The following is a 22694-nucleotide window of genomic DNA, read 5'->3' on the forward strand; positions in this document are numbered from 1 at the left end:
GATCAACCCACTAGCCACGCCTGCATGCGGCGAGGATCGCTTCCCGCAGGTCCTCGCCGGTGATCGGCTTGTGGAGAATGCGAGCCCCGCTGGCGCTGACCTCCTTGAGCCGTGCCGGCGAGGTATCGCCGGTGACGATGATGGCGGGGACGGAGCGTCCGACATGGGCGCGAAGAGCCTGGATCGCATCGAAGCCGGTGACGCCGTCCGCGAGGCGGTAGTCGGCGACGATCAGGTCGACAGGAGCTTCGCCGGCGGCCAATGCCTTGACATGGGCGCCTTGCGCTTCGGCGGCGGAGCGGCCGGCATAGACCCGATGCCCTTCCAGGCTGAGCAGCTGCACCATCGCGTCGAGAACGTCGTCCTCGTCCTCGACGACCATGATGCCGGCGGCAATGCCGGCAGGAGGCATCGCCTCGATCAGCCGAGGTGCTGCCGTCGTGCGGATATTGGGAACCGCGATCGAGAACATGGAGCCGCGGCCCGGCGTTGAGACCAGCCTGAGCGGATGCTTCAGCAGTTGGGCCGTGCGGCGGACGATCGCGAGCCCCAGGCCCAGGCCTTGCGTCCTGTCGCGGGCCGGATTCTGCAATTGCACGAATTCTTCGAAGACCATTGTCTGCTGATCCCCGGGAATTCCCGGGCCTGTGTCCAGAACCTGTATTTCCACGAGGTCGCCGCGCCTGCGGCAGCCGAGCAGGACGCTGCCTTCCGTGGTGTAGCGAAACGCGTTCGACACGAGGTTGTTGAGGATCCGCCTGAGCATCATCGGGTCGCTTTCGACCCTCAAGCTGCTGTCGGCCACGCGCCATGCGAGGCCGCGCTGTTTCGCTTCCCCGGCAAATTCGTCGTGGAGGTCGCGGAAAAGCTGGCGCAACGGCACCGTCTCGGGGGTGACGGTGACAATGCCAGCGTCGAGCTTGGAGATGTCGAGCAATGCGTTCAGCAGCCCGCTGAGGTTGCCGACGACCGACTTCGCCCGGCTTGCCAGGTTGCGGGCGTCGCCCGAAGGCACGTCGCCGCGCTGCCCCAGCATGGCGAGCGTCGAGACCAGCAGGCTCAAAGCATGGATCGGCTGGCGCAGGTCGTGGCTGGCCGCCGCGAGGAAACGCGTCTTGGCACGATCGGCCGTTTGTGCGCGGTCGCGTTCTTCCTCCAGGTGCACGACCAGGCTTTCGTTCTCCAGGCGCAGGCTGATGGTTTCGCGCAACATGCGATAGGTGATGCGGCAATAGTAGAAATTGATGGCCACAAGCGACGCGAGCAGGAACAGGAAGGCGCCGGAGAAGTCGCTTTCGGCTGTGATGCAGCGAATGGCGACGGGGATGACGGTTGCGAGGATCGAACCGATGAGAGCCGGCGGGAAGGCCGACAGCGACGGCACCGTGCCACAGACGAGGCCAGTCAGCACGATGACGGTGAAGGACAGCACGGCCGGTTCCTCGGGCAGGAAGCCGGCCCAACCGAGCGCGCCCCATAGCAGGCCCGATACCCACGAAAAACCTGCTGCGAGCCATGCCCAGGGCATGAGCGAGCCGGAATCCAACCTGCGCCGAAAGAAGCTGCGCGACGCAAGGACGCGTGTTGCGGTAAGCAGATACAGCGCACCTAACCAGGTGGCCAGCCAAGTCGTGGAAACGGCATTGCTGAGCACGTATACGGCTGCCAGCGAAATGACGATGTTGGAGATGACCACGCCATAGGAATTGCGATACAGAAGCTCGATGAGGGCATGGCGTATCTTGGCTTCTTGCATCGTATGTCTCCGGCTTCCGGATGGATATTGACCCGACGGTCGCACCCGTGACGATTGATCTATCTGCAACTTGTTTCCCATAGGTTGGCGACCGGACAGATAAGCCTGCTATGGTCGCCGCATGAATCGCCCACTCACCGCCATCCTCGCCGACGACCATGCCATTGTCCGCGAGGGCCTCAAGCTGCTCATTTCGGCAATGGACAACGTCTCCATCGTTGCCGAGGCAGCAGATGGCGAGGCCTTGTTGAGGCATGTCCGGGAAGCGCGCGCGGACCTGCTGATCCTCGATCTCGGCATGCCGGGCGTGGCCGGCATACAGTTCATCTCCGACATCAGCGCCTTGGCGCCCCGCATGAAGATCCTGGTCCTGACCGCAAACATCGAGCCGCGGACGGTGCGTGCCGCGATCGAGGCGGGCGCCAGCGCCTATCTGACCAAGGACGGCGATCCCGAGGAACTGGGGGCGGCGATCGAGGCGGTGAAGAAGGGCGGAACATATCTGGCGCGAACCGTCCGCTTCGCGATCAGCGAGCCGAGCCGAAACGGCGGGCCCACGCAGGAAATCGTGTCGCCGATCCCGCTGACGCGACGCGAGCGTCAGATCCTGGGGCTGGTGGCGCATGGCATGACCGCGCGCGAGGTGGCCGAACGGTTGGGCATCAGTCCCTTGACCGCCCGCAAGCACCGGGAAAACCTGATGCGCAAACTCGATCTCCATAGCGCCGCCGAACTGACCACCTATGCGGTTCGCCTGGGGTTGCCCGCGGGCTGAACCCGGCAGTCCTGGTAGTATTGCCTTAACCATCTCCACATTGGTCGAAAGCGCGGGCGAACCAAATACGGCACCTGCCGTATGTTTTCGCGCCGGGGCCACGCCTATTCCTCCCAGCGGCTTAATCGTCGGGGGAGGAGCCGTGATGTTGTCGCTGGAGCTTTTGGTTCCGTTCGCTGTCGCAACGCTTGCCTTCGCCTGCATGCCGGGTCCCGCGATCCTCTACATGACCGCGCAGACCCTGGCGCATGGCCGCCAGGCCGGGCTGATGGCCGCGCTCGGCATTCACCTCGGCTGCTACGCGCACATCGTGGCGGCGACCGCCGGCCTTGCCTCGCTCATCACCCATGCGCCCGTCGTCTACGAGGCCATCAAGCTTGCGGGCGCTGCCTATCTGGTGTGGCTCGGTGTCACCATGTTCCTCGGCTGGAACAAGACCTCGGAAGACAATGGCGATGCAGGGTCGAGCACGCTGCGCGACAGCATCGTGGTCGAGGTGCTCAATCCGAAGACCGTGCTGTTCTTCCTGACCTTCCTGCCGCAATTCGTCGATCCGGCGGCGACCATGCCGCTGTGGCTCCAGTTCATGATCCTCGGCATGATCGTCAATCTCGTATTCTCGATGGCCGACGTGGCGGCCGTCGGCATCGCCTCGCTGGCACTTGGCCGGGTCAGCAAAGGCAAGGCGGAGTGGATGGTTCCCAAGGCCTGCGGCTCGATCCTGATCGGGCTCGGCGTGGTGCTGGTCAGCCAGCACCAGTGACAACGCTTGCAGGGCACGCCTGTGAAGACCGGCAGGGGCGGGCCGCATGGTGCGAGCCTTGTCCCATGACGATGCGGGGCCAGGGTAGGCCAGGACCAGCCATCATTGCGCCCAGCCGCCGCCTTGGGTGGATAGTTCAGCGCCGCCATGCCAAAGTCGTGGCAAGATTACAGCCATGAAGGGCGCTCACTGTCTTCAGTTGGCAGTGTCGTTTGACAAGAGCCAATCGATAGGGGCTGCTTCCTTCTTCCCATCCGCAACCGATGTTGAGGATCTACAAGATGACGGGCATACGAACCTACCTGCTGAGCTTCCTCCTCCTTGTTCCCGCTCTCCTTGCCGGCCTTGGTGGCGCCAGTCTGGCGCATGACTACCCCGTCGCGGCGCCGGCCGAGCCTCTCGTCGCGCCGACAGGTACCGTCCTGTTCGAAAACGTCAGGATATTCGACGGCAAGGCAAGCACGCTGTCGCCGACGTCGAATGTGCTGGTCAACGGCAACCTCATCGAGCGCATCTCGACCGCCCCCATCGAGGCGGCGGGCGCAAAGGTGATAGCGGGCGGCGGCCGCGTGCTGATGCCCGGCCTGATCGATGCGCACTGGCACGCGATGCTGATCGCGTCGACCCCGGCAGAGGCAATGAGCGACATCGGCTTTGCCAATCTCGCCGCAGGCGACGAGGCAACGCATACGTTGATGCGTGGCTTCACGACGGTGCGCGACGTGGGCGGTCCGGTGTTCGGTCTCAAGCGCGCGATAGACAGCGGAATCGTCGTGGGACCGCGCATCTATCCATCCGGCGCCATGATCACGGTGACCAGCGGACATGGCGACTTCCGGCAATTCAGCGACCTGCCGCGGACGATCGGCGGCCCGTTCACGCCCATGGAGAGAAACGGAGGCAGCATAGTCGTGGACAGCCCGGATGAGGTGCGCTTGCGTGTCCGCGAGCAGTTCATGCAAGGGGCCGCCCACGTCAAGCTAACAGCCGGCGGCGGCGTGTCCTCGCCATTCAGCCCGCTCGATGTCACCACCTTCACCGAACCCGAATTGCGGGCCGCGGTCGAGATCGCCGAGAATTGGGGCACTTACGTCATTGCGCACGCCTTCACGACGGACGCGATCAAAATGGCAATCGCGGCCGGCGTGAAATGCATCGAACACGGCTTCCTCATGGACGAGGAAACCGCCAAGCTGATCGCCGAGAAGGATATCTGGCTGAGCTTGCAGCCGCTTCCGGAGATGATGAGGCTGGGTCTTCGGGAAGGCTCGGTCGAGCGGGCCAAGGCGGAAGAGGTGTGGCCGGGCATCGGCCGGACATACGAACTGGCGAAGAAGTACAAGATCAAGACGGCATGGGGGACGGACGTATTGTTCTCCCGCGATCTGGCGCGGCAGCAGGGCGCAATCCTCGCTTCGCTCATCCGCTGGTACACACCTGCCGAAGCCCTCGTGATGGCGACCGGGACCAATGCCGAATTGCTGACACTTTCCGGGAAGCGCAACCCTTATCCCGGAAAGCTGGGCGTGGTGGAGGAAGGCGCGCTGGCCGATCTGCTCCTTGTCGACGGCAATCCGCTCGAGGATCTCCAGCTGGTCGCCAACCCCGAGACGAGTTTCCTGGTCATCATGAAGGATGGCCGTATCTTCAAGGATACCCTGCCGAACTGATGGCTCGTCCGCCCGAACCAGTTCAAGCCCGCTATCTGGGCGGTCGTCAACGTGTTTTCGGCGACCGCGAGGAACTGTCGGGACCGAGCCTGACTCTGATAATTCACTGGAGAGCCTGAGGACCTTCAGGCAGCTCGGCAAGTTCCGCGCAGAGTGTCAGCGCCGCCATCACGACATGGGTCCTGTTCCATCCTGCCATTTCCGCAATGCTCAGGAGCTTGACCAGCGAGGGTTCGAGCGCGAACTGGCATTGGGCCAGATACTCCCCGTCCTCCGGTTCCAACGTCGGGCTGTTGATGCGCAGGGGCTTGGTCATTGGCGTCACTTCAGGAATTCCAGTCCAGCAATAGATGCGAAGTCGGATCGCTATGTCTCCCGCGCAAGCCGATCGACTGTGGGGCAATGATCTAGAGCATTGACATAGGTGAAGATAATGAATTCCAGTCTACTCACTTGAGTGGAATTCATGTGTCATGACGAAAAAGCGGTCGATGCCCCATTTACGGGCGCTTCAGTCCTTTGAAGCCGTTGCACGGCATCTTTCCGTTTCCCATGCGGCCCAGGAGCTTGGCGTGACGCAAAGTGCTGTCAGTCACCAGATCCGGCGCCTGAGCGAAGAACTTGGCGAGAGGCTGGTGGAGCGGCAGGGTCGCGGCCTCGTGCTGACCGAGGCCGGGCGTCGCCTGGCGCTGGAACTCGATCGTGCCTTCGATCTCATCGAGCGCTCGACATCGCAGATTGTCGGAGCTGCCAATGGAACGGTACGTCTCGCCGCCTACGGGACCTTCGCCAGCGGTTGGCTCGTCGGGCGGCTGCCTGAGTTTTACGCCCAACACCGTGACATCGATCTGCAGCTTATCACGGTCAGCGAGGAAGATGAGCTAAGCGACAGGGTGGCCGATGCTTTCATTACGTCCATCCCTTCGCAGCGCGGATATCGAAGCATTCTGCTCAAACAAGACCAACTGATCGCGGTCGCTCGCCGAGATCTGGGTCCCTGGCCGTGCCCCTTGATCACGACCGAAGTTTCGCCGTCTGCGGTAGGCGCCGATTGGATCGATTACTGTCGCCACAACGGCCTCGAGCTTTCGACCTTCCAGAAGGAGAGCTGGAAGCTGTGCACGCATTACCAGCTGGCGTTCGATATGGCCCGAGCCGGCATTGGTGCTGCGCTGGTTCCCGACTTCCTTGGCGAACGGGCGATCGCCGAAGGAACCTTGCAAAGAGTGCTCGGCGAGCCGATGCCGACCGGGTCGAGCTACTACCTGTCCATCAAGTTCAGCCGCAGCCAGGAGCGGGCGCTGGCGAGTCTGACGCAATGGCTCCGCGCGGCCGCGCGATAGCGCCGGGGAATGATGAACTCATGTCATGGCCGGAGCATGCATGGGTGCCGGCGCTCCCGGGCAATTCGCCTAAGCCTCGAGCGCGCCTGACCGGGCGTCGTTGCTCGGCCGCGTGCCGACCAGCTTGACCAGGTCGTCGCCGGCGCGGGTGGCGCGGTGCGAGCGGCGGGTCAGGATGTAGCCGTCCTGCGGCGCCAGCACCTCCACCCTGCCGCCATCCTCGCCGGGCGCGCGCACGATGGTGGCGAGGCGCGTGCCCGCCTTGACCCGGTCGCCCGGCTTGACGTCGTAGAGGATGGCGCCGGCGCAAGGTGCCGGCACCATCTCGATATGCTCGATCGGCGCCACCACGCCGTCGAATGCCTTCCTGGTTTCGACCGACGTGTCCTCGATCACCCCGCGCGCCACCAAGAGCCGGTAAAGGCCTTCGCCATCGGCCTCGGCGATGCCGGGATAGACGTCGGAGGTGCCGCGATATTCGACCGTGGTGACGACCCGGCTTTCGAGCCTGGCTTGCCGGCGCGGCATCTTGAGGTAAGGGTGCAGCGACGCTTCGTCGAAGGACGAACCCGACTTCCCGCCCCACAGGATCACCGCGTCGACGCCCATGTTCGCCGCGCAATCTTCCATCGCCGGCCACAGCTCCTCCGGCACGTAGAGATAGGCGACGCCTTCGTCGTCACAGTGCAGGTCGAGCACGATGTCATGGCCGACCGAAAGCTTGAGCAGCCGCGCCTTGAGGCGCTTGTCGGCCGACATCGCCACATCGTCGCCGGGCAGAAGCGACACGTCCGGCCTGTCGAGCAGCGGGAAATCGCGGTTGTAGTTGGTGCGCGTGCCCAAATCGAAGCGCCCCTGCGCGGCATGGAACAACAGCTGGTTGGCGCCGATCGGGTTGGCCCGCGGCACGATGGTCAGGTTGCCGCGAATGCGCCCTTCGGCGGCTGCCCTGCGCAATTTCGGCATCAGCGCGTCGATGGCAACGACACCGGGCAGTTCGTCGCCATGGAGTGCCGCCTGGATATAGGCCGAGGGCGCCTCGGTCGACGATCCCGAGATGCGGTAGACCGGCATTTCGTAGGCGATGCCTTCGCTGTCGCCACGGATCGTCTCGACGCTCTTCTTCATTTTTGTCCCCGAATCTTCTGGTCCGAACGATAGATCATCGCGCAGCGACGCCGTCCTGATCCAGCAGAGAGCGTCCGCCACGCCAGACCCTGGGTAAGTTCACGTGGTTGCCGCGCCCCACTGCTTCATCAGCGCCACGGAGCGCGCGAGCTGCGGGGCGGCGTGGAACTCGTGGCCAAGTGTCGCCGCCGCGCGCCAGGGCCAGCGTGGATCGGCAAGCAATGCGCGACCCAGCGCCACCATGTCGGCGCGGCCTTCGCGCACGATCGCATCGGCCTGGGCCGGCTGGTCGATCATCCCCACCGCACGCACCGGAATGCCGGTCGCCTGCTTCACGGCTTCGGCGAGATGAACCTGGTAGCCGGGGCCGGTGCGCAGGCTCTGGTGCGGGGAGTTGCCGCCGCTGGAGCAGCAGATATAGGCGATTCCCGCATCGCGGTAGGCCTTGGCCACCTCGATCGCCTCGTCGAGCGTGAAGCCACCCTCGACCCAGTCGGTCAGCGACATGCGCGCGCCCAGCATCAGGTTGGGTACGGCATCGGCTACGCGGCGGGCGATCTCGATGGCAAAGCGCATGCGGTTTTCCAGCGAACCGCCCCATTTGTCGGTGCGATGGTTGGACAGCGGCGACAGGAACTGGTGCAGCAGGTAGCCATGGGCCGAATGCAGCTCGATGAAGTCGAATCCGGCGCGCTCGGCCCGCTTCGCTGCCTCGACGAAATGTCCGACGGTCTGCTCGATCTCGGCCTCGCTCAGCGCATGCGGCACCTGCCAGCCGTCGGCATAGGCAATCGCCGAGGCAGAGACCACCGGCCAGGCATCCTCGTTTGGCGCCAGCGGGCCCGAGCCTTCCCATGGACGGCGGTTGGAGGCCTTGCGTCCGGCATGGGCCAGTTGCACGCCGAATTTCGCACCGGGCGTTGCCACGCGCCTGGCGGCGTCCAGCGTCCGCTTCGCCGCCGCCTCGTTGGCATCGGAGTAGAGCCCCATGCAGCCATGGCTGATGCGGCCGCGGCGCTCGACGTCGGTCATCTCGACGGTGATCATGCCGGCGCCGGACATCGCCAGGTTCATCCAGTGCTGCAGGTGCCAGTCCGTGGCGGAACCATCGTCGGCCGAATACTGGCACATCGGGGCAACGGCGATGCGGTTGGGGAGTTCGAGCTGGCCGAGGGTGATCGGCGAGAACAGATGGGCGGTCATGGCGGCTCCGATTATCAAGCCGTGCGAATGTAAGGCGTTGGCGATTTCCGACAACCGTATTGCATGGGGCCAGCGCGTGTTATCAGTCGCCGCGACGATAGCGCTTGCCAGCAATGGGTGACCGAATGACGACACGCGACCGGCTTGAAGCGATCCTTGGGCGGCTTGCCGCCCGCGCCGGTGACGAGCGCGTGTTCATGAAGCTTTATGCCGAGGCCGCGCGCGCGGCTGCCGACGCTGCCGATGCGCGCGCCAGGGCAGGGCTATCGCTCGGACCGCTCGACGGTGCCATCGTTTCGATCAAGGACCTGCTCGACGTCGCCGGCGAGCCGACGCTTGCCGGTTCGCTGATGCGTCGGGATGCTGCGCCCGCGCAAGCGGACGCGCTGGTGGTCCGGCGCCTGCGCCGTGCAGGGGCGGTCATCATCGGCAAGACGGCAATGACCGAATTCGCCTTCACCGCGCTCGGCATCAACCCGCATTACGGCACGCCGGGTAATGCCGCCGATCCGGCGCTGATCCCCGGCGGTTCGTCGTCGGGCGCCGGCGTTTCCGCCGCCGAAGGCTCCTCCGACATATCGATCGGCTCGGATACCGGCGGTTCGGTGCGCATCCCGGCCGCGCTCAACGGCGTCGTCGGCTTCAAGCCGACGGCGCGGCGCGTGCCGCTCGACGGAGCGTTTCCCTTGTCGCCGTCGCTCGATTCGCTCGGGCCCCTGGCAAGGACGGTCGGGGCTTGCATCGCTGCCGACGCCGTCATGGCCGGCAAGGAGTTTTCCGCGCTTGCGCCGCTGTCCCTGTCTGGCCTGCGCATCGGCGTGCCGCGCGGGCGGCTGATGGAGCATTGCGACGCCACCGTTTCCGCCGCCTTCGAGCTGTCGCTCAAGCGGCTTGCCGCAGCCGGCGCACGGGTCGAGGACCTTGCCATTGACGACCTGCTGCTGGCCCTGCGCGAGTCGACGCGCACGGCCTCGATCGCCGCCATCGAGGGCGCCGAGATCCATGCCGACTGGCTGTCGGTGGGCGCCAAGGTCGCTGTCGACCAGCATGTCAGCGGCGGGCTCGGCCGGGCGCTGCAGGTGCCGGCGGTCGCCTACATCAGGACCATGCGCCGCCGCGCCGAACTGGTGGCCGCCATGGACGCACGGCTGTCCGTCGTCGACCTCATGGTCCTGCCGACCACGCCGGTCGTCGCCCAGCCGATCGCCGAGATGCTGGCCGACGAGCGCCATGGCGACCGGATCGAAGGGCTTCTGCTGCGCAACACGCAGGTCGCCAACCAGTTCGACCTCTGTGCCCTGTCGCTGCCGATGCCGGGCACTGCCCTGCCATCCGGACTGATGCTTGTCGGCCGCCACGGCCACGACCGTCGCGTGCTTTCTGCCGGGTTGGCAGTCGAGGCTTTGCTGAACGCCTAGGCGATGACCGTGCCGATCACCGACGACGGCATTTTCATCCGCTGGCGCGCCGGGGACCAGTGAAACGGCCTGCCGCTGGCTCTTGCGGAGCCGGCCCGAATAGTGGTCATCTTGGCGCTGCACCAGTGCGTGCCGGAATCGGACGAGGAGTTTTGAGAGATGCCGTCGACAATGAAGGGACCAGCGATATTCCTCGCCCAGTTCGCCGGCGATGCGGCGCCGTTCAATTCACTGAAATCGATTACATCGTGGGCCGGCGGGCTCGGCTACAAGGGCGTGCAGATCCCGACGCCCGATGCGCGGCTATTCGATCTCGAGAAGGCGGCGACGTCGAAAACCTATTGCGACGAGATCAAGGGCGTCTGCGCCGAGGCCGGCGTCGAGATCACCGAACTGTCGACCCATCTCCAGGGGCAGCTGGTGGCGGTGCACCCCGCCTATGACGCGCAGTTCGACGGATTTGCGCCGGCGGCCTTGCACGGCAAACCGAAGGAGCGGCAGCAGTGGGCGGTCGAGCAGATGAAGCTTGGTGCTAAGGCTTCGCAGAATCTCGGTCTCGCGGCCTGCGTGTCCTTCACCGGCGCACTGGCGTTTCCCTATCTATATCCGTGGCCGCAGCGGCCGGCGGGCCTGATCGAGGAGGCGTTTTCCGAGCTGGGCAAGCGCTGGACGCCGATCCTCGACGCCTATGACGAGGCCGGCGTCGACCTTTGCTTCGAACTGCATCCGGGCGAGGATACCTTCGACGGCGCCACCTTCGAGATGTTCCTCGACGCGGTCGGCGGCCACAAGCGCTGCAACATCAACTACGACCCGTCGCATTTCCTGCTGCAGCAGCTCGACTATCTCGCCTTCATCGACATCTACCACGAGCGCATCAAGGCATTTCACGTCAAGGACGCCGAGTTCAACCCGACGGGGCGCCAGGGCGTCTATTCCGGCTACCAGGGCTGGCTCGGCCGTGCCGGCCGCTTCCGCTCGCTCGGCGACGGCCAGGTTGATTTCTCCGGCATCTTCTCGAAGCTCGCCCAATATGGCTACGACAGCTGGGCGGTGCTTGAATGGGAATGCTGCCTCAAGCATCCCGAGGACGGTGCCGCCGAAGGCGCGCCTTTCATCGAAAGCCACATCATCCGGGTGACCGACAAGGCCTTCGACGATTTTGCCGGCGGGACGAGCGATCGGGCGATGCTGCGGGCGATGATGGGGATCGAGTAGGACGTACGTCCCGCGGCCACCTTCTCCCTGTCGGGGAGAAGTGGCAAGTGCGCCGCATCAGACCTCCTCTCTAGGTCGGCCGAGCGAAGCGGAGGCCGGGTGAGGGGCAACATATCAAGGGGAGAACACGACATGGTCGGTGCATCGAAATCCGGGAATGGCAGCGGCCCGATCCGCTACGGCATGGTCGGCGGTGGGCAGGGCGCCTTCATCGGCGGCGTGCACCGCATCGCCGCGCGCATGGACGGCGATTTCCAGCTCGTGGCGGGCGCGCTGTCGTCCAACCCCGAGCGGGCCAAGGCTTCGGCTGCCGAAATCGGGCTCGACCCCGAGCGCAGCTACGCCTCCTTCGCCGAGATGGCCAAGGCCGAGGCCAAGCGCCCCGACGGCATTGAGGCGGTCGCCATCGTCACGCCCAACAACATCCATTTCCCTGCCGCCAAGGCGTTCCTCGAAGCCGGCATCCACGTCATCTGCGACAAGCCGCTGACCGCGACGCTCGCCGAGGCGAAGAAGCTGGCTGCACTGGTCGAGAAGACCGGCAAGGTCTTCGTGCTCACCCACAACTACACCGGCTATCCGATGATCCGGCAGGCGCGCGAGATGGTTGCCAAGGGCCAGCTCGGCGACATCAGGATCGTCCAGGCCGAATACCCGCAGGACTGGCTGACCGAGGACCTCGCCGCAACCGGCCAGAAGCAGGCGTCGTGGCGCGGCGATCCCAAGCAGTCGGGCGCCGGCGGCGCCGCCGGCGACATCGGCACCCACGCCTACAATCTCGCCCGCTTCGTCAGCGGGCTCGAGCTGGACTCGCTCTCCGCCGATCTCGACGCCTTCGTGCCCGGCCGCCTGCTCGACGACAACGTCAACGTCATGCTGCGCTTCAAGGGCGGAGCCAAGGGCATGATCTGGGCCAGCCAGGTGGCGCCGGGTCACGAGAACGGGCTCAAGCTGCGCGTCTACGGCTCCAAAGGCGGCATCGAATGGGTGCAGGCCGACCCGAACTATCTCTGGTACACGCCGTTCGGTGCGGCCAAGCAGCTGATCACCCGCGGCGGCGTCGGCGCAGGCCCTGCCGCAGCACGGGTGACGCGCGTGCCGTCGGGCCATCCCGAAGGCTATCTTGAAGGTTTTGCCAACATCTACCAGGAGGCGGCTCGGGCCATACGCGCGGCGCGCAAGAAGGGCGGCAAGCCTGCCCGGGACGTGATCTACCCGACCGTGCAGGACGGCGTCGAAGGCGTCGCCTTCATCGAAGCCTGCGTGCGCTCGTCGAAGAAGAACGCCGCCTGGACGAAGCTGTGAGGGGATGCGGGCGAGGGTAGCTCGACAGCATTCCTTTCAGTGTCGACCGTCTGGATTGGTCTGCCGTTGCGGGCCCAAGAGCTTGGCCATCAGCGCTGCTGCTTGTCAGCTAGCGCTACGTCTGGTTACCTTCGCTTGATGCCCTAATCAGGAGAGTGCAATGCTTAGATCTTGGTTTCTGCCGCTAGGACTTGCTGTTGGCCTGCTCGCTTCACCGGTGGCGCTTCCTCCAGAGGCAATTGCCCAATCCAGTGTCAACATCGACATCAGCATTGGGACCAACCTCAACAGAGGCCGCGGGATATCCTGCAACCAGGGTGAAAGGCTGCTGCGCAATCGCGGTTTCCGAGATGTGCGCCGTGTCGACTGCCGCGGCCGGTTCTTTGTCTACCGGGCATGGCGCGGCAACACTCGCTTTGAGATCGCCATTCGACAACGCGATGGTCGCGTGGTCGATGTGCGTCGAATTGGTCGAAGATAAGCAGGGCTACGATCACCTCGACAGGTGTCGACAGCGGTGGGAGGAGGATGCGCGCCTCAACGGGAGGGGCGAATGGCGCGTGTTAGACGGTTCTTCACCAACCTGTTTGTCAACTTGTTGATAGCGATGGCTGTAGTCATCTCGATCATCGCAGTCCCGCTTTCCGTGGTGGCTTTTTTGTTTACCGCTGCAACGGCGAATAGCGACCCGAACGAGCAGTATGAGGCGGTCATCATGTTCGTCTTGATGATGGGCGTGATCGGGGTCGTCGTCGCGGCGTGGGCAGTTTTGAGAAATCGACAAAGATCCATTCAATAGTAATTGCTGCGAACAATCTCGACTATAGACTAGCTTCCAAATACTCAGGCCGGCTGGACCGCTCGCTTCCCACCCCGGCTTGGGCAATTCCGATGTCAGATCGTTGGACAACAATGTTAAGCAGCGCGAGCCATCACAAGCGGCTTGTCTGTGAACTATACGTAGACAACCAGTTTGTTCTCCTCGTCTCAAACGAAGACGGGGAGCTTGAGGTAGAGATTGCGCCGACGGCTGCCTTTTCGCTCCCCCTTAACCAATTCGAGCGCGCGATTCAAACCTGCGTGGAGCGATTGCGAGACGCATGAAGATGCGACGGTAACGTGCGGGTCGATGCGCGAGCCAGGGGGGTAAGAACCGAGATGGGCCTGTTTTCGACTATTTTTCGCCCCCTGAAGCTGGCCTTCACAGGGACGCTTGTCCACCAGATGGACACACCAATCTCAAGTGGGCTGACCTTGTCGCTGCGTCTGAAGCGCGATGGGCATGGGAAACACTATGTAGTGCTCGCTGGCTTCGCAGGAGGCGAGTATCAATACTACACGCTCGAATTGGCAGAATTCGCACAATTTGCCAGTTCAGTTGACGCTATCGAAGCGTCGATTGCAGCCAACGTCCTTCCGCCGTCCTGATCTCGGCTGAGATTGGCCGGGGATCACCCGCTCGGCCGGGAATTCGTCTGCTCAACCATCTCAAGTGTAGGGCTCACCAAAAGGAGCCCCCCCTATGCCCAAACCGTTTCGCTCTCTAGTTCTCAATTTCATCGCCGCTCTTGTATTAGCGGCGGCGGACTTCATTCTAAGGCGGCCTGGGCTTGTAGCTCAGGCCCAGCTTGCACCACGAGGAACAAACGAATGCCGCGACTGACCAACACAGCGCCCAACCGCGTGCTTCAGGTCGATACGCAAGTGGTCAACGAAGAGCCGCTACTGGCCCTGCTCAATCTTGAAACCGACGACGGGGCAGTCGAGCTTGCCATCAACCGCTCAGTGGCCGAACTGATGGTCGACCAGTTGATGACCTTGCTGGGGTATGACGAAGACGAAGAGTGACCAGGCCGGCGGGAAAGCGCGTGAACCTTGCCGCCCACACCGATTGCTCGGCCGAGCCAGACGCTACATGGCTCACTTACGGGTGGTCGTGTCCGTCCTGATGCCGCCCATATCGAGGCGAAAGACTACGATAAGATCGGCAAGGAAGAGTCAGAACTCGCAATCGAACTTGCCAAAGAACTACTCAAAGCCGTCTACCAGTACACTTCATTGGTACAAAGGCTCACTGCTCTCAATAAGGCAAAGCCCACTTAGCATCATTCCCCGGCGACGAAGCGCTGATGCTTGCCAGTTAGCGCCACGTCTGATTACCTTGGGTTGTTTTCAGTAGGGGATTTCTGGTTGTTGCGTGCATTGAACTACCCGCTACTTCTTGTTCACGCTGCAGCTTGGGTGCTGCTTGCTGTTCTCGCTGCCCAAAACACTGGTCCCTATACGTTCGCCAGTTGTTGGCCCGTTATTCCGACCTACTTTCCACCAGTTACCCTTGCCTACCTGGCGGCGGCGGCTTACTCGATTTGCATATTGACGGTTTCGGTTTTCACAGCGCGCTTTCGTAACACAATACACCTCAAGATCGCCGCTCACCTATTCATAGTCGTGGTGGGCATTGTAGCGTGCTATCAGGCTGCTCGCGCTGCTGCTGCTGGTCCGGTCAGTTGCCTCTGACCAACGCGACGAACGGACTGGACCGCTCGCTCCCCACCCCGGATGACAACATGCGAATAAAGTTGGCTGTAACTGTTGCGATTGGAGTGTTCACCCCCGCCGTCGCAGCATCATGGGCAACTCCCCCTTCAGGGCAGAGCGGCGAATGGACGGTCAAAGGCATCTGCAAAAGGCTGGTTGTTGCCAACGAGAACTTGCTGTCGGATTGTACTGGTGAGGTAACGCGAACTAGGACGTCCGACGGCGTCGTGACGCTTCAATTCTCGACCGGGAGAGGAAAGCTAATCTTCCGTGCAAGGGAAAGCACCGCACGGCTTTGGCAGGGGTACCGATCGGTTCTTGAAGTTTACGAGATGGCTTTCGAGGCTCCCGGACAGGGAGCCATCGCCGCATACGGCAGTTGCGAATATGGTGCCCCTTATGTCGGACAGGCCACTATCAACTGTCGTGGCGGCAACGGCAGCTTTAAGACATGGGCCGCCACCGTTAAGACGGACGGGCCGTTGCCTGTCCCTGACAGCGAATACATAGCTCCTCGGATCAACAGTGTTCACGATTGATGGGCTGGGATGCGGTGGTTACCCGCAATCGCGCTCAGCCGTTCCCTTGGTTATGAGCCAAGCGAGCGTTTCAGAAGGCCGCGTTCTATGAGATATTTCTGATGCCGATCTCTTACCAGAGCCGCAATGGCGACCAGGGCCGTGCAAGCAAAGCCCACGCCCAGAAACCAACCTACCGGTCCCAAAAGCCATCCGGTGGTTAGAACCACGATGGCCACTGCTACGATGGCACCAAGAGATATGGCAATGAACTTACGGCTGTCTATCATGGAAGGAAGACTAGGCACCTTCGCGACTGCCGGCAATATCACCCCGCCCGCTTAACGGGTGCCCTTTGATCCAGAAGTTCAGGGAGGTGCCGAGGTTTGGCATCTGCGGCGCGCCCAGCATATTAAGGATGCATTCGAATGGGGTATCGCCGGGCTACCACCTTCTTCTGTCGCTCTATTGATGCCTCATTCGGTGTACCACGCTTGCACCTAGAACCCGACCTATTGCTCGCGAGACATGTTTGATTTCCCGCCCCGTTAATGTTGGGGTGCCGCTCGATAAGCTCAGATGAGAAACGCTGCTGCTTGTCAGCCAGCGCCGCGTCTGGTTACTTGTCCAGATACACGGGGGGCGTGGGCATGAAGGCGGTACTCTCCTCACTTGTGATGCTTGCTGTCGCAAGCTCTGCGGCCGTCGCACAGTCGGTGATCCCGAAAGGATGGTTCCTGCACGACGACCTGTCGCCCACACTGACGCTCGCCTATTACGATCCTGCGTCCGGTGATGTCGACGTCTCGCTGACGTTGTCGTCGCGTTCTACCCGAAGTCCGGCGACATGAGCGAAGGGCGAAGCGCCAAGCTCGAACTGCGCAACGGCGACGCAACCCATTCCATCGATGCCACCGGCAAGACCTACAACGGCCGCTATGTCTTCGACGGACTGACGACCATGGAACCGGCACTGGGGAAGTTGCTCGTCGGCGGGTTCACGATCCTTGTCGGCGGCGAGGAAATAGGCACCTATACGCCGAACGAGAACGATGGTGCGCATGTGCGCAAACTGGCCGAAGCCTGCACCGGCTGACCGCCGTCGCAGTCCCTCGTCTGACGGTCCTGTTTTCAAGCTTCATTTCGAGAGGCGAATGTCGGAACACAATAAGCTTCGCATCGAGCAAGGCGGCACAGCAATCATGACGAAGAAACCTTCCTTCAACACACCAATACTGGCGTTATTGTCAGTCATGGCCATCACTGGTTGTCAGTCGACGACTGGCGGGGCTTCAAGCGCGAAAATCGAAGCTGGGTGGCTCCAACATGATGTGGCCATGCGTCAGGCCGATCAAATGAGAGTCCGAAATAGATTGCCAGTGTCCATCCAGTGCAAGGTAGATGGGGGGACATCTTCCGATCCTTCCCGCGCAGTAAGAGTCAAATGGGTTTCAACCGAGAAAGCGATCCGGTGGACATGGGCTGTCGGAGACGACCGTGATATTGCGAAGGCAAATACCATCGCGGCAGCAAACGGATTAAAGATTGCGTCCAAGTATCGCGCCATCGATGCACGAACCAAGCTCTCCTCCGTATGCGCGATCTGGCACGGTAAGCCCGGGAACTAGGAAACACAGGTTGCAAACCGCCTCGCGACGCGAGGGATGTCCCTGACACTCGGGCAACGCTCCGCACTGGCGGTGGAGCATTGCTTGCCATCGGCCGTCAGCCTGACATGTGGCTCTGCGATCTTTTCCAAATCGCCAACTATCGTATACATTTTGTACGACACTCATCTTCCACATCGTACACAATATATGCATACATAGCCCCGCGACAGATCGAGGCGACGTTGGCACCGGGGGAAGAATGGTGCCGGCGGCCTGCGATCGCCAATCGAGGGAGGGAAGCATGAAACGTAAATTCCTGGCGCTGTGCGCCGCAACCGCCGCACTGATGGTCGGTGCCACCGCCGCGCAATCGGCCACGCTCGACACTGTCAAGGCGCGCGGCAAGCTGATCTGCGGCGTATCGCTCAGCACTCCTGGCTTTGCCGCCGCAGACGACAAGGGCCGCATGCAGGGTTTTGACGCCGACATCTGCCGCTCGATCGCGGCTGCCGTGTTTGGCGATCCCGACAAGGTCGACTTCGTCCTGACCAACATCAACACGCGCTTCCAGGCGCTGCAGTCGGGCGAGATCGACGTGCTGTCGCGCCAGACGACGGCGACTTTTTCGCGAGAGACGTCGCTCGGCATCGATTTTGGCCCGACCGTGTTCTATGACGGCCAGGGCCTGCTGGTGCCCAAGTCGCTCGGCGTAGCTTCCGCCAAGGAACTTACCGACGCCGCGATCTGCACCCTGCCGGGCACCACCACCTCGCAGAACCTGACCGACTTCTTCCGCACCATCGGCGGCAAGTTCGAGCTGGTCGTTTTCGAGAGCCCCGACGAGAACCGCGCCGCCTTCTACTCCGGCCGCTGCGAGGCGATCTCGTCCGACCGTTCCGACCTTGCCTCGATCCGCGCTGTCGCCAACAACCCCGACGACTACGTGCTGTTGCCGGAAACCATCTCCAAGGAGCCGCTGGCGCCCGCCGTGCGGCAGAACGATTCCAACTGGCGCGACATCGTTTCGTGGTCGGTGTGGATGCTGATGGCGGCCGAGGAGAAAGGTATTACCCAGGCCAATGTCGACGAGATGCTGAAGAGCGAGGACCCCGAGGTCCAGCGCATGCTGGGCGGTGCCGACGAGCTCGGCAAGATGCTCGGCCTCGACAACAAGTGGGGCTACAACGTCATCAAGAGCGTTGGCAACTACGCCGAGGTCTTCGACCGCAATCTCGGCGAAAAGACCAAGCTCGGCATGACGCGCGGGCCCAATACGCAGTGGAATGCCGGAGGCCTGCTCTACGCGCCGCCGGTCCGCTAAGAATTGCAAGGTCCGCGCCGTAACCCGGCGCGGACCTTCTTCCCTGTTCACACGACATCGGCGCGCTCATGCTGTTTTTGAACGACACGCGGTTTCGCGCGGCCTTCTACCAATTCGTCGCCATTTCAGCGGTGCTGCTCGCCGCCTGGGTGATGTACCGCACCGCGAGTGCGAACCTCGCCAGGCAGGACATCGCCACCGGCTTTGGCTTCCTGTCCAGGCAGGCCGGCATCGCCATCAGCGAGACCTCGATCGCCTACGGTCCGACCGACACGGTTGCCCGCGCCATCCTCGTCGGGCTGATCAACACCATCAAGGTGTCGTTCCTCGCAGCACTCTTCGGCACCATCATCGGCGTTTTCGTCGGCATCGGCCGGCTGTCGGCCAATCCGCTGCTCAGCCGGCTGATGCTTGCCTATGTCGAGGTGCTGCGCAACGTTCCGCTGCTGCTCTACCTGTTCTTGTGGTATTTCCTGATCATCCTGGTGTTCCCGCCGGTGCGCCAGGCGATCCAGCTGTTTCCCGGCTTCTTCTTGTCCAACAGCGGCCTGGCCGTGCCATCGCTCGAATGGCACAGCGGTTTCGAACTTGTGCTTTCCGCACTTGGTCTCGGCATCGCCGCAGCACTCGTCGTGCGCAGTGTTGCCCGGCGCCGGCGCATCGCCAGCGGCCAGGCAAATGCCGGCTGGATCGTCGCGCTCATCCTGCTCATCTTGCCGGTGCTTGCTGTCTGGGCCAGCGGCCAGGTCTCGCTGTCGTGGAGTGCGCCGGAGGCCGGGCGCTTCCGCCTCACCGGCGGCTTGCAGATCCGCCCGGAGTTCGTGGCGTTGCTGGTCGGCCTGATGCTGAACCTGTCGGCCAGCGTCGCCGAGATCGTCCGTGCCGGCATCCAGGCCGTCAGCAAGGGTCAATGGGAAGCTGCACAGGCGCTCGGCCTGCCGCGCTCGCGCACGCTCAGGCTGGTGGTGCTGCCGCAGGCACTCAGGGTGATCGTCCCGCCTTTGACCAACACCTATCTCTCCGTGTTCAAGAACAGCTCGCTCGCCATCGCCATCGGCTATCCCGACCTGGTGATGGTTTCGAACACCATCATGAACCAGACCGGCCAGGCGATGGAGACCATCGCCATCTTCATGGGCATCTATCTCGGCCTGTCGGTGCTGATCTCGCTGTTCATGAACTGGTACAATGCGCGTGTCGCGCTGAAGACGCGCTGACATGACCGACACCCAGGCACTTTCCGCACCGATCGCAAATGTCGCCCGCCCGGCGCGGCGCTCGCAGTGGCGCACCGCCTATTTCGGCACGCCGGGCAATGCGCTGGTCACGCTGGTCTGCGGCGGCGTCATCCTGCTCCTGGCCAAGTTCGCGCTCGGCTGGCTGTTCCTCAATGCCGTCTTCGACGGCGGCGCCGAAGCCTGCAAGCAAAGCTCCGGCGCCTGCTGGCCGTTCCTGGCCGACAAGCTGCGCTATATGTTGTTCGGCTTCTACCCGTTCGAGGAGCAGTGGCGCCCGCTCGTCGCGCTCAGCCTGTTCCTCGGCAGTTGCGGTTTGTCGATGATCCCGCGTGTCTGGGGCAGGGGGCTGTTGCTTGCCTGGGTAATCGGCATCCTGCCGCTGCTCTACGTCCTGATGGCCGGCGGGGTTTTCGGCCTGACCGCGGTGCCGACGTCGAAATGGGGCGGCCTGCCGCTGTCGTTCATGCTGTCCTTTGTCGGGCTGGCCTTCGCCCTGCCGCTCGGCATCGGCCTCGCCTTGGCGCGCGCCTCGCACCTGCCGGCGATACGAGTGCTCGGCGTCGGTTTCATCGAACTGGTGCGCGGCGTGCCGCTGATCAGCATCCTGTTCATGGCTGCCGTCATGCTGCCGCTGTTCATGCCGGACGGGGTCACCATCGACAAGCTGTTGCGTGCGCAGGTGGCGATCATCCTGTTTGCCGCGGCCTACATCGCCGAGATCGTGCGCGGCGGCCTGCAGGACGTGCCATCGGGACAGTTCGAGGCCGGCCGCGCGCTCGGTCTGCATTACTGGCAGGTCATGTTCAAGATCGTGCTGCCGCAGGCGCTGAAGAAGGTCATCCCGGCGCTGGTCGGCCTGTTCATTGCGTTTTTCCAGGACACGACGCTGGTGACCATCATCGGCCTGCTCGACTTCCTCGACACAGTCCGCACGGCCCTGCGCGACCCCGACTGGCAAGGCATCGCCGTGCTCGAAGGTTATGTCTTCGCGGCCGCCATCTACTTCCTGTTCAGCGCGCTGATGGGGGTCTACAGCCGTTTCCTTGAGCGGCACTTCAACACGTCGTATCGGTAACTTGCCGACCGGCAGCTTGATCTCGACGCGTTCGCGACTGCCGCCGATTTCGAGCTCGACGCGGCGCGCCGGCGCCGCGGTAGGCTGCCGGCCCCCTAGCATGTCAGCCGAGACGGATTGCGGGTCGAGTGCGAAGAGATGTCGACGTCGACGCGCCGGCGGCGCAAGCCTACCTGGCAAACGACCCGATGACGAGTGCGCCCATCACCAACGCAGTGCCGATTGTCGCGAGGATGGTGAGTGTTTGAAGAACCCCGATGGTGGCACCTGCTGCTATCACTGCAGCCGAGGCTGTAGCGGCGATGAACGCCAACACAGGCCTTTTTCGGACGACTTCGATCATGGGGCTCGATCCTTTCTGCTTTCCCCGCAATCTAACCGCTCGCATGTGAAATGCCATATCTCGCACCTGCGACATGAGGACTGGTTGCGGGATTTGAACCTGCAACCTCCAGCCTATGAGGCAGGCGAGCTACTCGTCCGGGATATCGGCAGTCAATGTAGCTGGCGGCCAGACTTCGCGCACCAAGCACGGAACCGTTTCGGTCCATACCGGTTGTTACACATCAACTCAGGAGGTATCGAGATGATTTTCCGAAACACACTTGCCGTCACCATCCTGCTCGCAGGAACCGCATTCGCGACTGCCCAGACTGTGATCGTGACCCCCGAACAGGAGATCGTAGTCCGGGAATATGTGAAAACCAATCCGGTGGTCGTCGAACGCCCGTCCAACTTTGAGCTGGTAATAGGAGCTATCGTTCCTGATATCCTCAAGCCGGGCGCACTTGCCGACAACAAGTATCAGTATGTCGTAATGGACGGCCGTACCGTTCTTATCGACCCGCAGACCCGCAAGGTCGTGCACATCATGGACTGACCGACGGGCGGCCGCCTTGATGCAGGATTCCTGTATCAGGGCGCCTTCTGCCAGGCCGCGTTTCCGCCGCTAGGCATGGCCCATATCGATCCAAGACGGGCCCTTTTGCAGCCGTCCGCAGCGCCCTTTCTCGAAGCCGATCGCATTCTTGTGGGAACGAGGTCTGCGCCTCGCGTTGCGAAGGCAACATAAGAGGAGGTCGTATGCTGCGTCTCTTTGCACTGCTGTTTTCGGATATTGCACCTACCGCATCGGCCGCGAGTTCATCGAAAGCGTGCCGGATAATTTCGATCTCGTAGAGCCCCTGCCGCTGCTGCCTTCTCCGGAGCGACAGAGACATGACGCCCATCTGGCGAGGAGAGACCGGCGGCTCAAAAAGCGCGCCGCAGGCGCTTAGACAGTTCGGCAGAAATTTCCCAACAGCGCCGGCGAACTGGCGAACCGGAGAGACCCGATGACCGACAAGCAAGAGTTTGAAGCGAAATTCTGGAAATCGATCCGCGCGGACATGACCGTCATGGTGGGCATCGCCGGAGTTGACCCGCGCCCCATGACGGCGCAGTTCGATGGCGACCACAAGACTATCTACTTCTTTACTGCCAAGGATACCGAGATTGCCGAAAAGCTGACGGGCGCGAAGAAGGCAACCCTTGTCTACGCCGCCAAGAAACATGACCTGTTTGCAACCATCCATGGGACGATCAGGATCGACAACGACCGCAATACGATCGACCGGCTGTGGAACCGCTTCGTGGCAGCCTGGTTCGAGAAGGGCAAGGATGACCCCAAGCTCTGTCTGCTACGCTTCGACCCGGCTGACGCCCAGATTTGGCTTGACGCCTCAAGCCTTGTCGCCGGCGTCAAGATGTTCCTCGGCCTGGGCGATCCCAAGCAGGATTATGCGGATAGCGTAGCAAAGGTCAGCCTCAAGTAAC

General features: G+C 62.7%; 24 protein-coding genes. 19 read left to right on the plus strand and 5 right to left on the minus strand.

Translation table 11 applies throughout. The annotated features are described in order from the left end of the window. Positions 1 to 10: 10 nt before the first annotated feature. Positions 11 to 1756 (minus strand): ATP-binding protein, encoded by a 1746-nt coding sequence (locus tag GGQ99_RS01635; RefSeq protein ID WP_183260224.1) that lies wholly within the window; start codon positions 1754 to 1756, stop codon positions 11 to 13. A 121-nt stretch (positions 1757 to 1877) separates the two neighbouring features. On the opposite strand from GGQ99_RS01635, the gene GGQ99_RS01640 reads away from it, so the two are divergent. The 3 genes from GGQ99_RS01640 (at position 1878) to GGQ99_RS01650 (ending at position 4964) form a co-directional block, all read left to right on the plus strand. Next, on the plus strand, positions 1878 to 2531 hold the full coding sequence (locus GGQ99_RS01640) for a response regulator (protein WP_183260226.1): 654 nt from the start codon (positions 1878 to 1880) through the stop codon (positions 2529 to 2531). Positions 2532 to 2676: 145 nt separating this feature from the next. Continuing rightward, positions 2677 to 3294, plus strand: coding sequence for a LysE family translocator (locus GGQ99_RS01645; protein ID WP_183262327.1), 618 nt, complete (start codon positions 2677 to 2679; stop codon positions 3292 to 3294). Positions 3295 to 3575: 281 nt separating this feature from the next. After that, positions 3576 to 4964 (plus strand): metal-dependent hydrolase family protein, encoded by a 1389-nt coding sequence (locus GGQ99_RS01650; RefSeq protein ID WP_183260228.1) that lies wholly within the window; start codon positions 3576 to 3578, stop codon positions 4962 to 4964. Between the two features lie 103 nt (positions 4965 to 5067). On the opposite strand, the gene GGQ99_RS01655 is transcribed toward GGQ99_RS01650, so the two are convergent. Next, positions 5068 to 5280, minus strand: a complete 213-nt coding sequence (locus GGQ99_RS01655) for a hypothetical protein (protein ID WP_108607550.1) — start codon at positions 5278 to 5280, stop codon at positions 5068 to 5070. A gap of 157 nt (positions 5281 to 5437) precedes the next feature. Between GGQ99_RS01655 and GGQ99_RS01660 the strand changes: the two genes are divergently transcribed. Continuing rightward, positions 5438 to 6307, plus strand: a complete 870-nt coding sequence (locus tag GGQ99_RS01660; protein WP_183260229.1) for a LysR family transcriptional regulator — start codon at positions 5438 to 5440, stop codon at positions 6305 to 6307. Positions 6308 to 6376: 69 nt separating this feature from the next. Here GGQ99_RS01660 and GGQ99_RS01665 read toward each other — a convergent pair whose 3' ends face one another. Together GGQ99_RS01665 and GGQ99_RS01670 are read right to left on the minus strand one after the other, a co-directional pair. Next, a complete protein-coding gene (locus GGQ99_RS01665; RefSeq protein ID WP_183260231.1) occupies positions 6377 to 7435 on the minus strand; it encodes a M14 family metallopeptidase in 1059 nt (352 codons plus the stop codon). A gap of 99 nt (positions 7436 to 7534) precedes the next feature. Beyond that, positions 7535 to 8638, minus strand: coding sequence for an NADH:flavin oxidoreductase/NADH oxidase (locus tag GGQ99_RS01670; RefSeq protein ID WP_183260233.1), 1104 nt, complete (start codon positions 8636 to 8638; stop codon positions 7535 to 7537). A 125-nt stretch (positions 8639 to 8763) separates the two neighbouring features. Between GGQ99_RS01670 and GGQ99_RS01675 the strand changes: the two genes are divergently transcribed. The 13 genes from GGQ99_RS01675 (at position 8764) to GGQ99_RS01735 (ending at position 20879) form a co-directional block, all read left to right on the plus strand. Next, positions 8764 to 10056 carry an amidase gene (locus GGQ99_RS01675; protein ID WP_183260235.1) on the plus strand — a complete coding sequence of 431 codons (1293 nt, stop codon included), beginning with the start codon at positions 8764 to 8766 and terminating at the stop codon, positions 10054 to 10056. 159 nt (positions 10057 to 10215) lie between these two features. Next, on the plus strand, positions 10216 to 11274 hold the full coding sequence (locus GGQ99_RS01680) for a sugar phosphate isomerase/epimerase family protein (protein WP_183260237.1): 1059 nt from the start codon (positions 10216 to 10218) through the stop codon (positions 11272 to 11274). Between the two features lie 132 nt (positions 11275 to 11406). Then, complete coding sequence (locus tag GGQ99_RS01685) at positions 11407 to 12579, plus strand: Gfo/Idh/MocA family protein (protein WP_183260238.1); 1173 nt, start codon at positions 11407 to 11409, stop codon at positions 12577 to 12579. 160 nt (positions 12580 to 12739) lie between these two features. Then, a complete protein-coding gene (locus tag GGQ99_RS01690) occupies positions 12740 to 13060 on the plus strand; it encodes a hypothetical protein (protein WP_183260240.1) in 321 nt (106 codons plus the stop codon). Positions 13061 to 13132: 72 nt separating this feature from the next. Further along, the gene (locus tag GGQ99_RS01695; protein WP_183260242.1) at positions 13133 to 13378 is read left to right on the plus strand and encodes a hypothetical protein; all 246 of its coding nucleotides are present in this window, start codon (positions 13133 to 13135) and stop codon (positions 13376 to 13378) included. A gap of 359 nt (positions 13379 to 13737) precedes the next feature. Continuing rightward, a complete protein-coding gene (locus GGQ99_RS01700; protein ID WP_183260244.1) occupies positions 13738 to 14007 on the plus strand; it encodes a hypothetical protein in 270 nt (89 codons plus the stop codon). A 222-nt stretch (positions 14008 to 14229) separates the two neighbouring features. Next, the gene (locus GGQ99_RS01705) at positions 14230 to 14427 is read left to right on the plus strand and encodes a hypothetical protein (RefSeq protein ID WP_183260246.1); all 198 of its coding nucleotides are present in this window, start codon (positions 14230 to 14232) and stop codon (positions 14425 to 14427) included. A 1858-nt stretch (positions 14428 to 16285) separates the two neighbouring features. Then, on the plus strand, positions 16286 to 16486 hold the full coding sequence (locus GGQ99_RS01710) for a hypothetical protein (RefSeq protein WP_183260248.1): 201 nt from the start codon (positions 16286 to 16288) through the stop codon (positions 16484 to 16486). After that, positions 16483 to 16731 carry a hypothetical protein gene (locus GGQ99_RS01715; protein ID WP_183260250.1) on the plus strand — a complete coding sequence of 83 codons (249 nt, stop codon included), beginning with the start codon at positions 16483 to 16485 and terminating at the stop codon, positions 16729 to 16731. Before GGQ99_RS01710 ends, GGQ99_RS01715 begins: the two co-directional genes overlap by 4 nt. Positions 16732 to 16789: 58 nt before the next feature. After that, complete coding sequence (locus GGQ99_RS01720; RefSeq protein ID WP_183260253.1) at positions 16790 to 17263, plus strand: hypothetical protein; 474 nt, start codon at positions 16790 to 16792, stop codon at positions 17261 to 17263. 283 nt (positions 17264 to 17546) lie between these two features. Further along, positions 17547 to 18566 carry an amino acid ABC transporter substrate-binding protein gene (locus tag GGQ99_RS01725; RefSeq protein WP_108607557.1) on the plus strand — a complete coding sequence of 340 codons (1020 nt, stop codon included), beginning with the start codon at positions 17547 to 17549 and terminating at the stop codon, positions 18564 to 18566. A gap of 68 nt (positions 18567 to 18634) precedes the next feature. Then, positions 18635 to 19783, plus strand: a complete 1149-nt coding sequence (locus GGQ99_RS01730) for an amino acid ABC transporter permease (protein ID WP_183260255.1) — start codon at positions 18635 to 18637, stop codon at positions 19781 to 19783. Between the two features lies 1 nt (position 19784). After that, positions 19785 to 20879, plus strand: a complete 1095-nt coding sequence (locus GGQ99_RS01735) for an amino acid ABC transporter permease (protein WP_183260257.1) — start codon at positions 19785 to 19787, stop codon at positions 20877 to 20879. 169 nt (positions 20880 to 21048) lie between these two features. Here the strand turns inward: GGQ99_RS01735 and GGQ99_RS01740 are convergent, their stop codons facing one another. Then, a complete protein-coding gene (locus GGQ99_RS01740; RefSeq protein ID WP_159091637.1) occupies positions 21049 to 21222 on the minus strand; it encodes a hypothetical protein in 174 nt (57 codons plus the stop codon). A 243-nt stretch (positions 21223 to 21465) separates the two neighbouring features. On the opposite strand from GGQ99_RS01740, the gene GGQ99_RS01745 reads away from it, so the two are divergent. Continuing rightward, the gene (locus tag GGQ99_RS01745) at positions 21466 to 21759 is read left to right on the plus strand and encodes a DUF1236 domain-containing protein (protein WP_108607561.1); all 294 of its coding nucleotides are present in this window, start codon (positions 21466 to 21468) and stop codon (positions 21757 to 21759) included. Between the two features lie 454 nt (positions 21760 to 22213). Continuing rightward, on the plus strand, positions 22214 to 22693 hold the full coding sequence (locus GGQ99_RS01750; RefSeq protein ID WP_183260259.1) for a pyridoxamine 5'-phosphate oxidase family protein: 480 nt from the start codon (positions 22214 to 22216) through the stop codon (positions 22691 to 22693). Position 22694 lies beyond the last annotated feature (1 nt).

This window comes from Aminobacter niigataensis (assembly GCF_014200015.1).
Lineage (GTDB): Bacteria > Pseudomonadota > Alphaproteobacteria > Rhizobiales > Rhizobiaceae > Aminobacter > Aminobacter niigataensis.

Bases quoted from the DNA above. Each gene is read 5' to 3' on its own strand.
- GGQ99_RS01655 (WP_108607550.1), bottom strand. From the start codon at position 5,280: ATGACCAAGCCCCTGCGCATCAACAGCCCGACGTTGGAACCGGAGGAC.
- GGQ99_RS01645 (WP_183262327.1), top strand. From the start codon at position 2,677: ATGTTGTCGCTGGAGCTTTTGGTTCCGTTCGCTGTCGCAACGCTTGCC.
- GGQ99_RS01745 (WP_108607561.1), top strand. From the start codon at position 21,466: ATGATTTTCCGAAACACACTTGCCGTCACCATCCTGCTCGCAGGAACC.
- GGQ99_RS01710 (WP_183260248.1), top strand. From the start codon at position 16,286: ATGAAGGCGGTACTCTCCTCACTTGTGATGCTTGCTGTCGCAAGCTCT.
- GGQ99_RS01640 (WP_183260226.1), top strand. From the start codon at position 1,878: ATGAATCGCCCACTCACCGCCATCCTCGCCGACGACCATGCCATTGTC.
- GGQ99_RS01685 (WP_183260238.1), top strand. From the start codon at position 11,407: ATGGTCGGTGCATCGAAATCCGGGAATGGCAGCGGCCCGATCCGCTAC.
- GGQ99_RS01725 (WP_108607557.1), top strand. From the start codon at position 17,547: ATGAAACGTAAATTCCTGGCGCTGTGCGCCGCAACCGCCGCACTGATG.
- GGQ99_RS01740 (WP_159091637.1), bottom strand. From the start codon at position 21,222: ATGATCGAAGTCGTCCGAAAAAGGCCTGTGTTGGCGTTCATCGCCGCT.
- GGQ99_RS01635 (WP_183260224.1), bottom strand. From the start codon at position 1,756: ATGCAAGAAGCCAAGATACGCCATGCCCTCATCGAGCTTCTGTATCGC.
- GGQ99_RS01750 (WP_183260259.1), top strand. From the start codon at position 22,214: ATGACCGACAAGCAAGAGTTTGAAGCGAAATTCTGGAAATCGATCCGC.
- GGQ99_RS01670 (WP_183260233.1), bottom strand. From the start codon at position 8,638: ATGACCGCCCATCTGTTCTCGCCGATCACCCTCGGCCAGCTCGAACTC.
- GGQ99_RS01735 (WP_183260257.1), top strand. From the start codon at position 19,785: ATGACCGACACCCAGGCACTTTCCGCACCGATCGCAAATGTCGCCCGC.
- GGQ99_RS01700 (WP_183260244.1), top strand. From the start codon at position 13,738: ATGGGCCTGTTTTCGACTATTTTTCGCCCCCTGAAGCTGGCCTTCACA.
- GGQ99_RS01705 (WP_183260246.1), top strand. From the start codon at position 14,230: ATGCCGCGACTGACCAACACAGCGCCCAACCGCGTGCTTCAGGTCGAT.
- GGQ99_RS01715 (WP_183260250.1), top strand. From the start codon at position 16,483: ATGAGCGAAGGGCGAAGCGCCAAGCTCGAACTGCGCAACGGCGACGCA.
- GGQ99_RS01650 (WP_183260228.1), top strand. From the start codon at position 3,576: ATGACGGGCATACGAACCTACCTGCTGAGCTTCCTCCTCCTTGTTCCC.
- GGQ99_RS01695 (WP_183260242.1), top strand. From the start codon at position 13,133: ATGGCGCGTGTTAGACGGTTCTTCACCAACCTGTTTGTCAACTTGTTG.
- GGQ99_RS01665 (WP_183260231.1), bottom strand. From the start codon at position 7,435: ATGAAGAAGAGCGTCGAGACGATCCGTGGCGACAGCGAAGGCATCGCC.
- GGQ99_RS01690 (WP_183260240.1), top strand. From the start codon at position 12,740: ATGCTTAGATCTTGGTTTCTGCCGCTAGGACTTGCTGTTGGCCTGCTC.
- GGQ99_RS01720 (WP_183260253.1), top strand. From the start codon at position 16,790: ATGTCGGAACACAATAAGCTTCGCATCGAGCAAGGCGGCACAGCAATC.
- GGQ99_RS01660 (WP_183260229.1), top strand. From the start codon at position 5,438: ATGACGAAAAAGCGGTCGATGCCCCATTTACGGGCGCTTCAGTCCTTT.
- GGQ99_RS01675 (WP_183260235.1), top strand. From the start codon at position 8,764: ATGACGACACGCGACCGGCTTGAAGCGATCCTTGGGCGGCTTGCCGCC.
- GGQ99_RS01730 (WP_183260255.1), top strand. From the start codon at position 18,635: ATGCTGTTTTTGAACGACACGCGGTTTCGCGCGGCCTTCTACCAATTC.
- GGQ99_RS01680 (WP_183260237.1), top strand. From the start codon at position 10,216: ATGCCGTCGACAATGAAGGGACCAGCGATATTCCTCGCCCAGTTCGCC.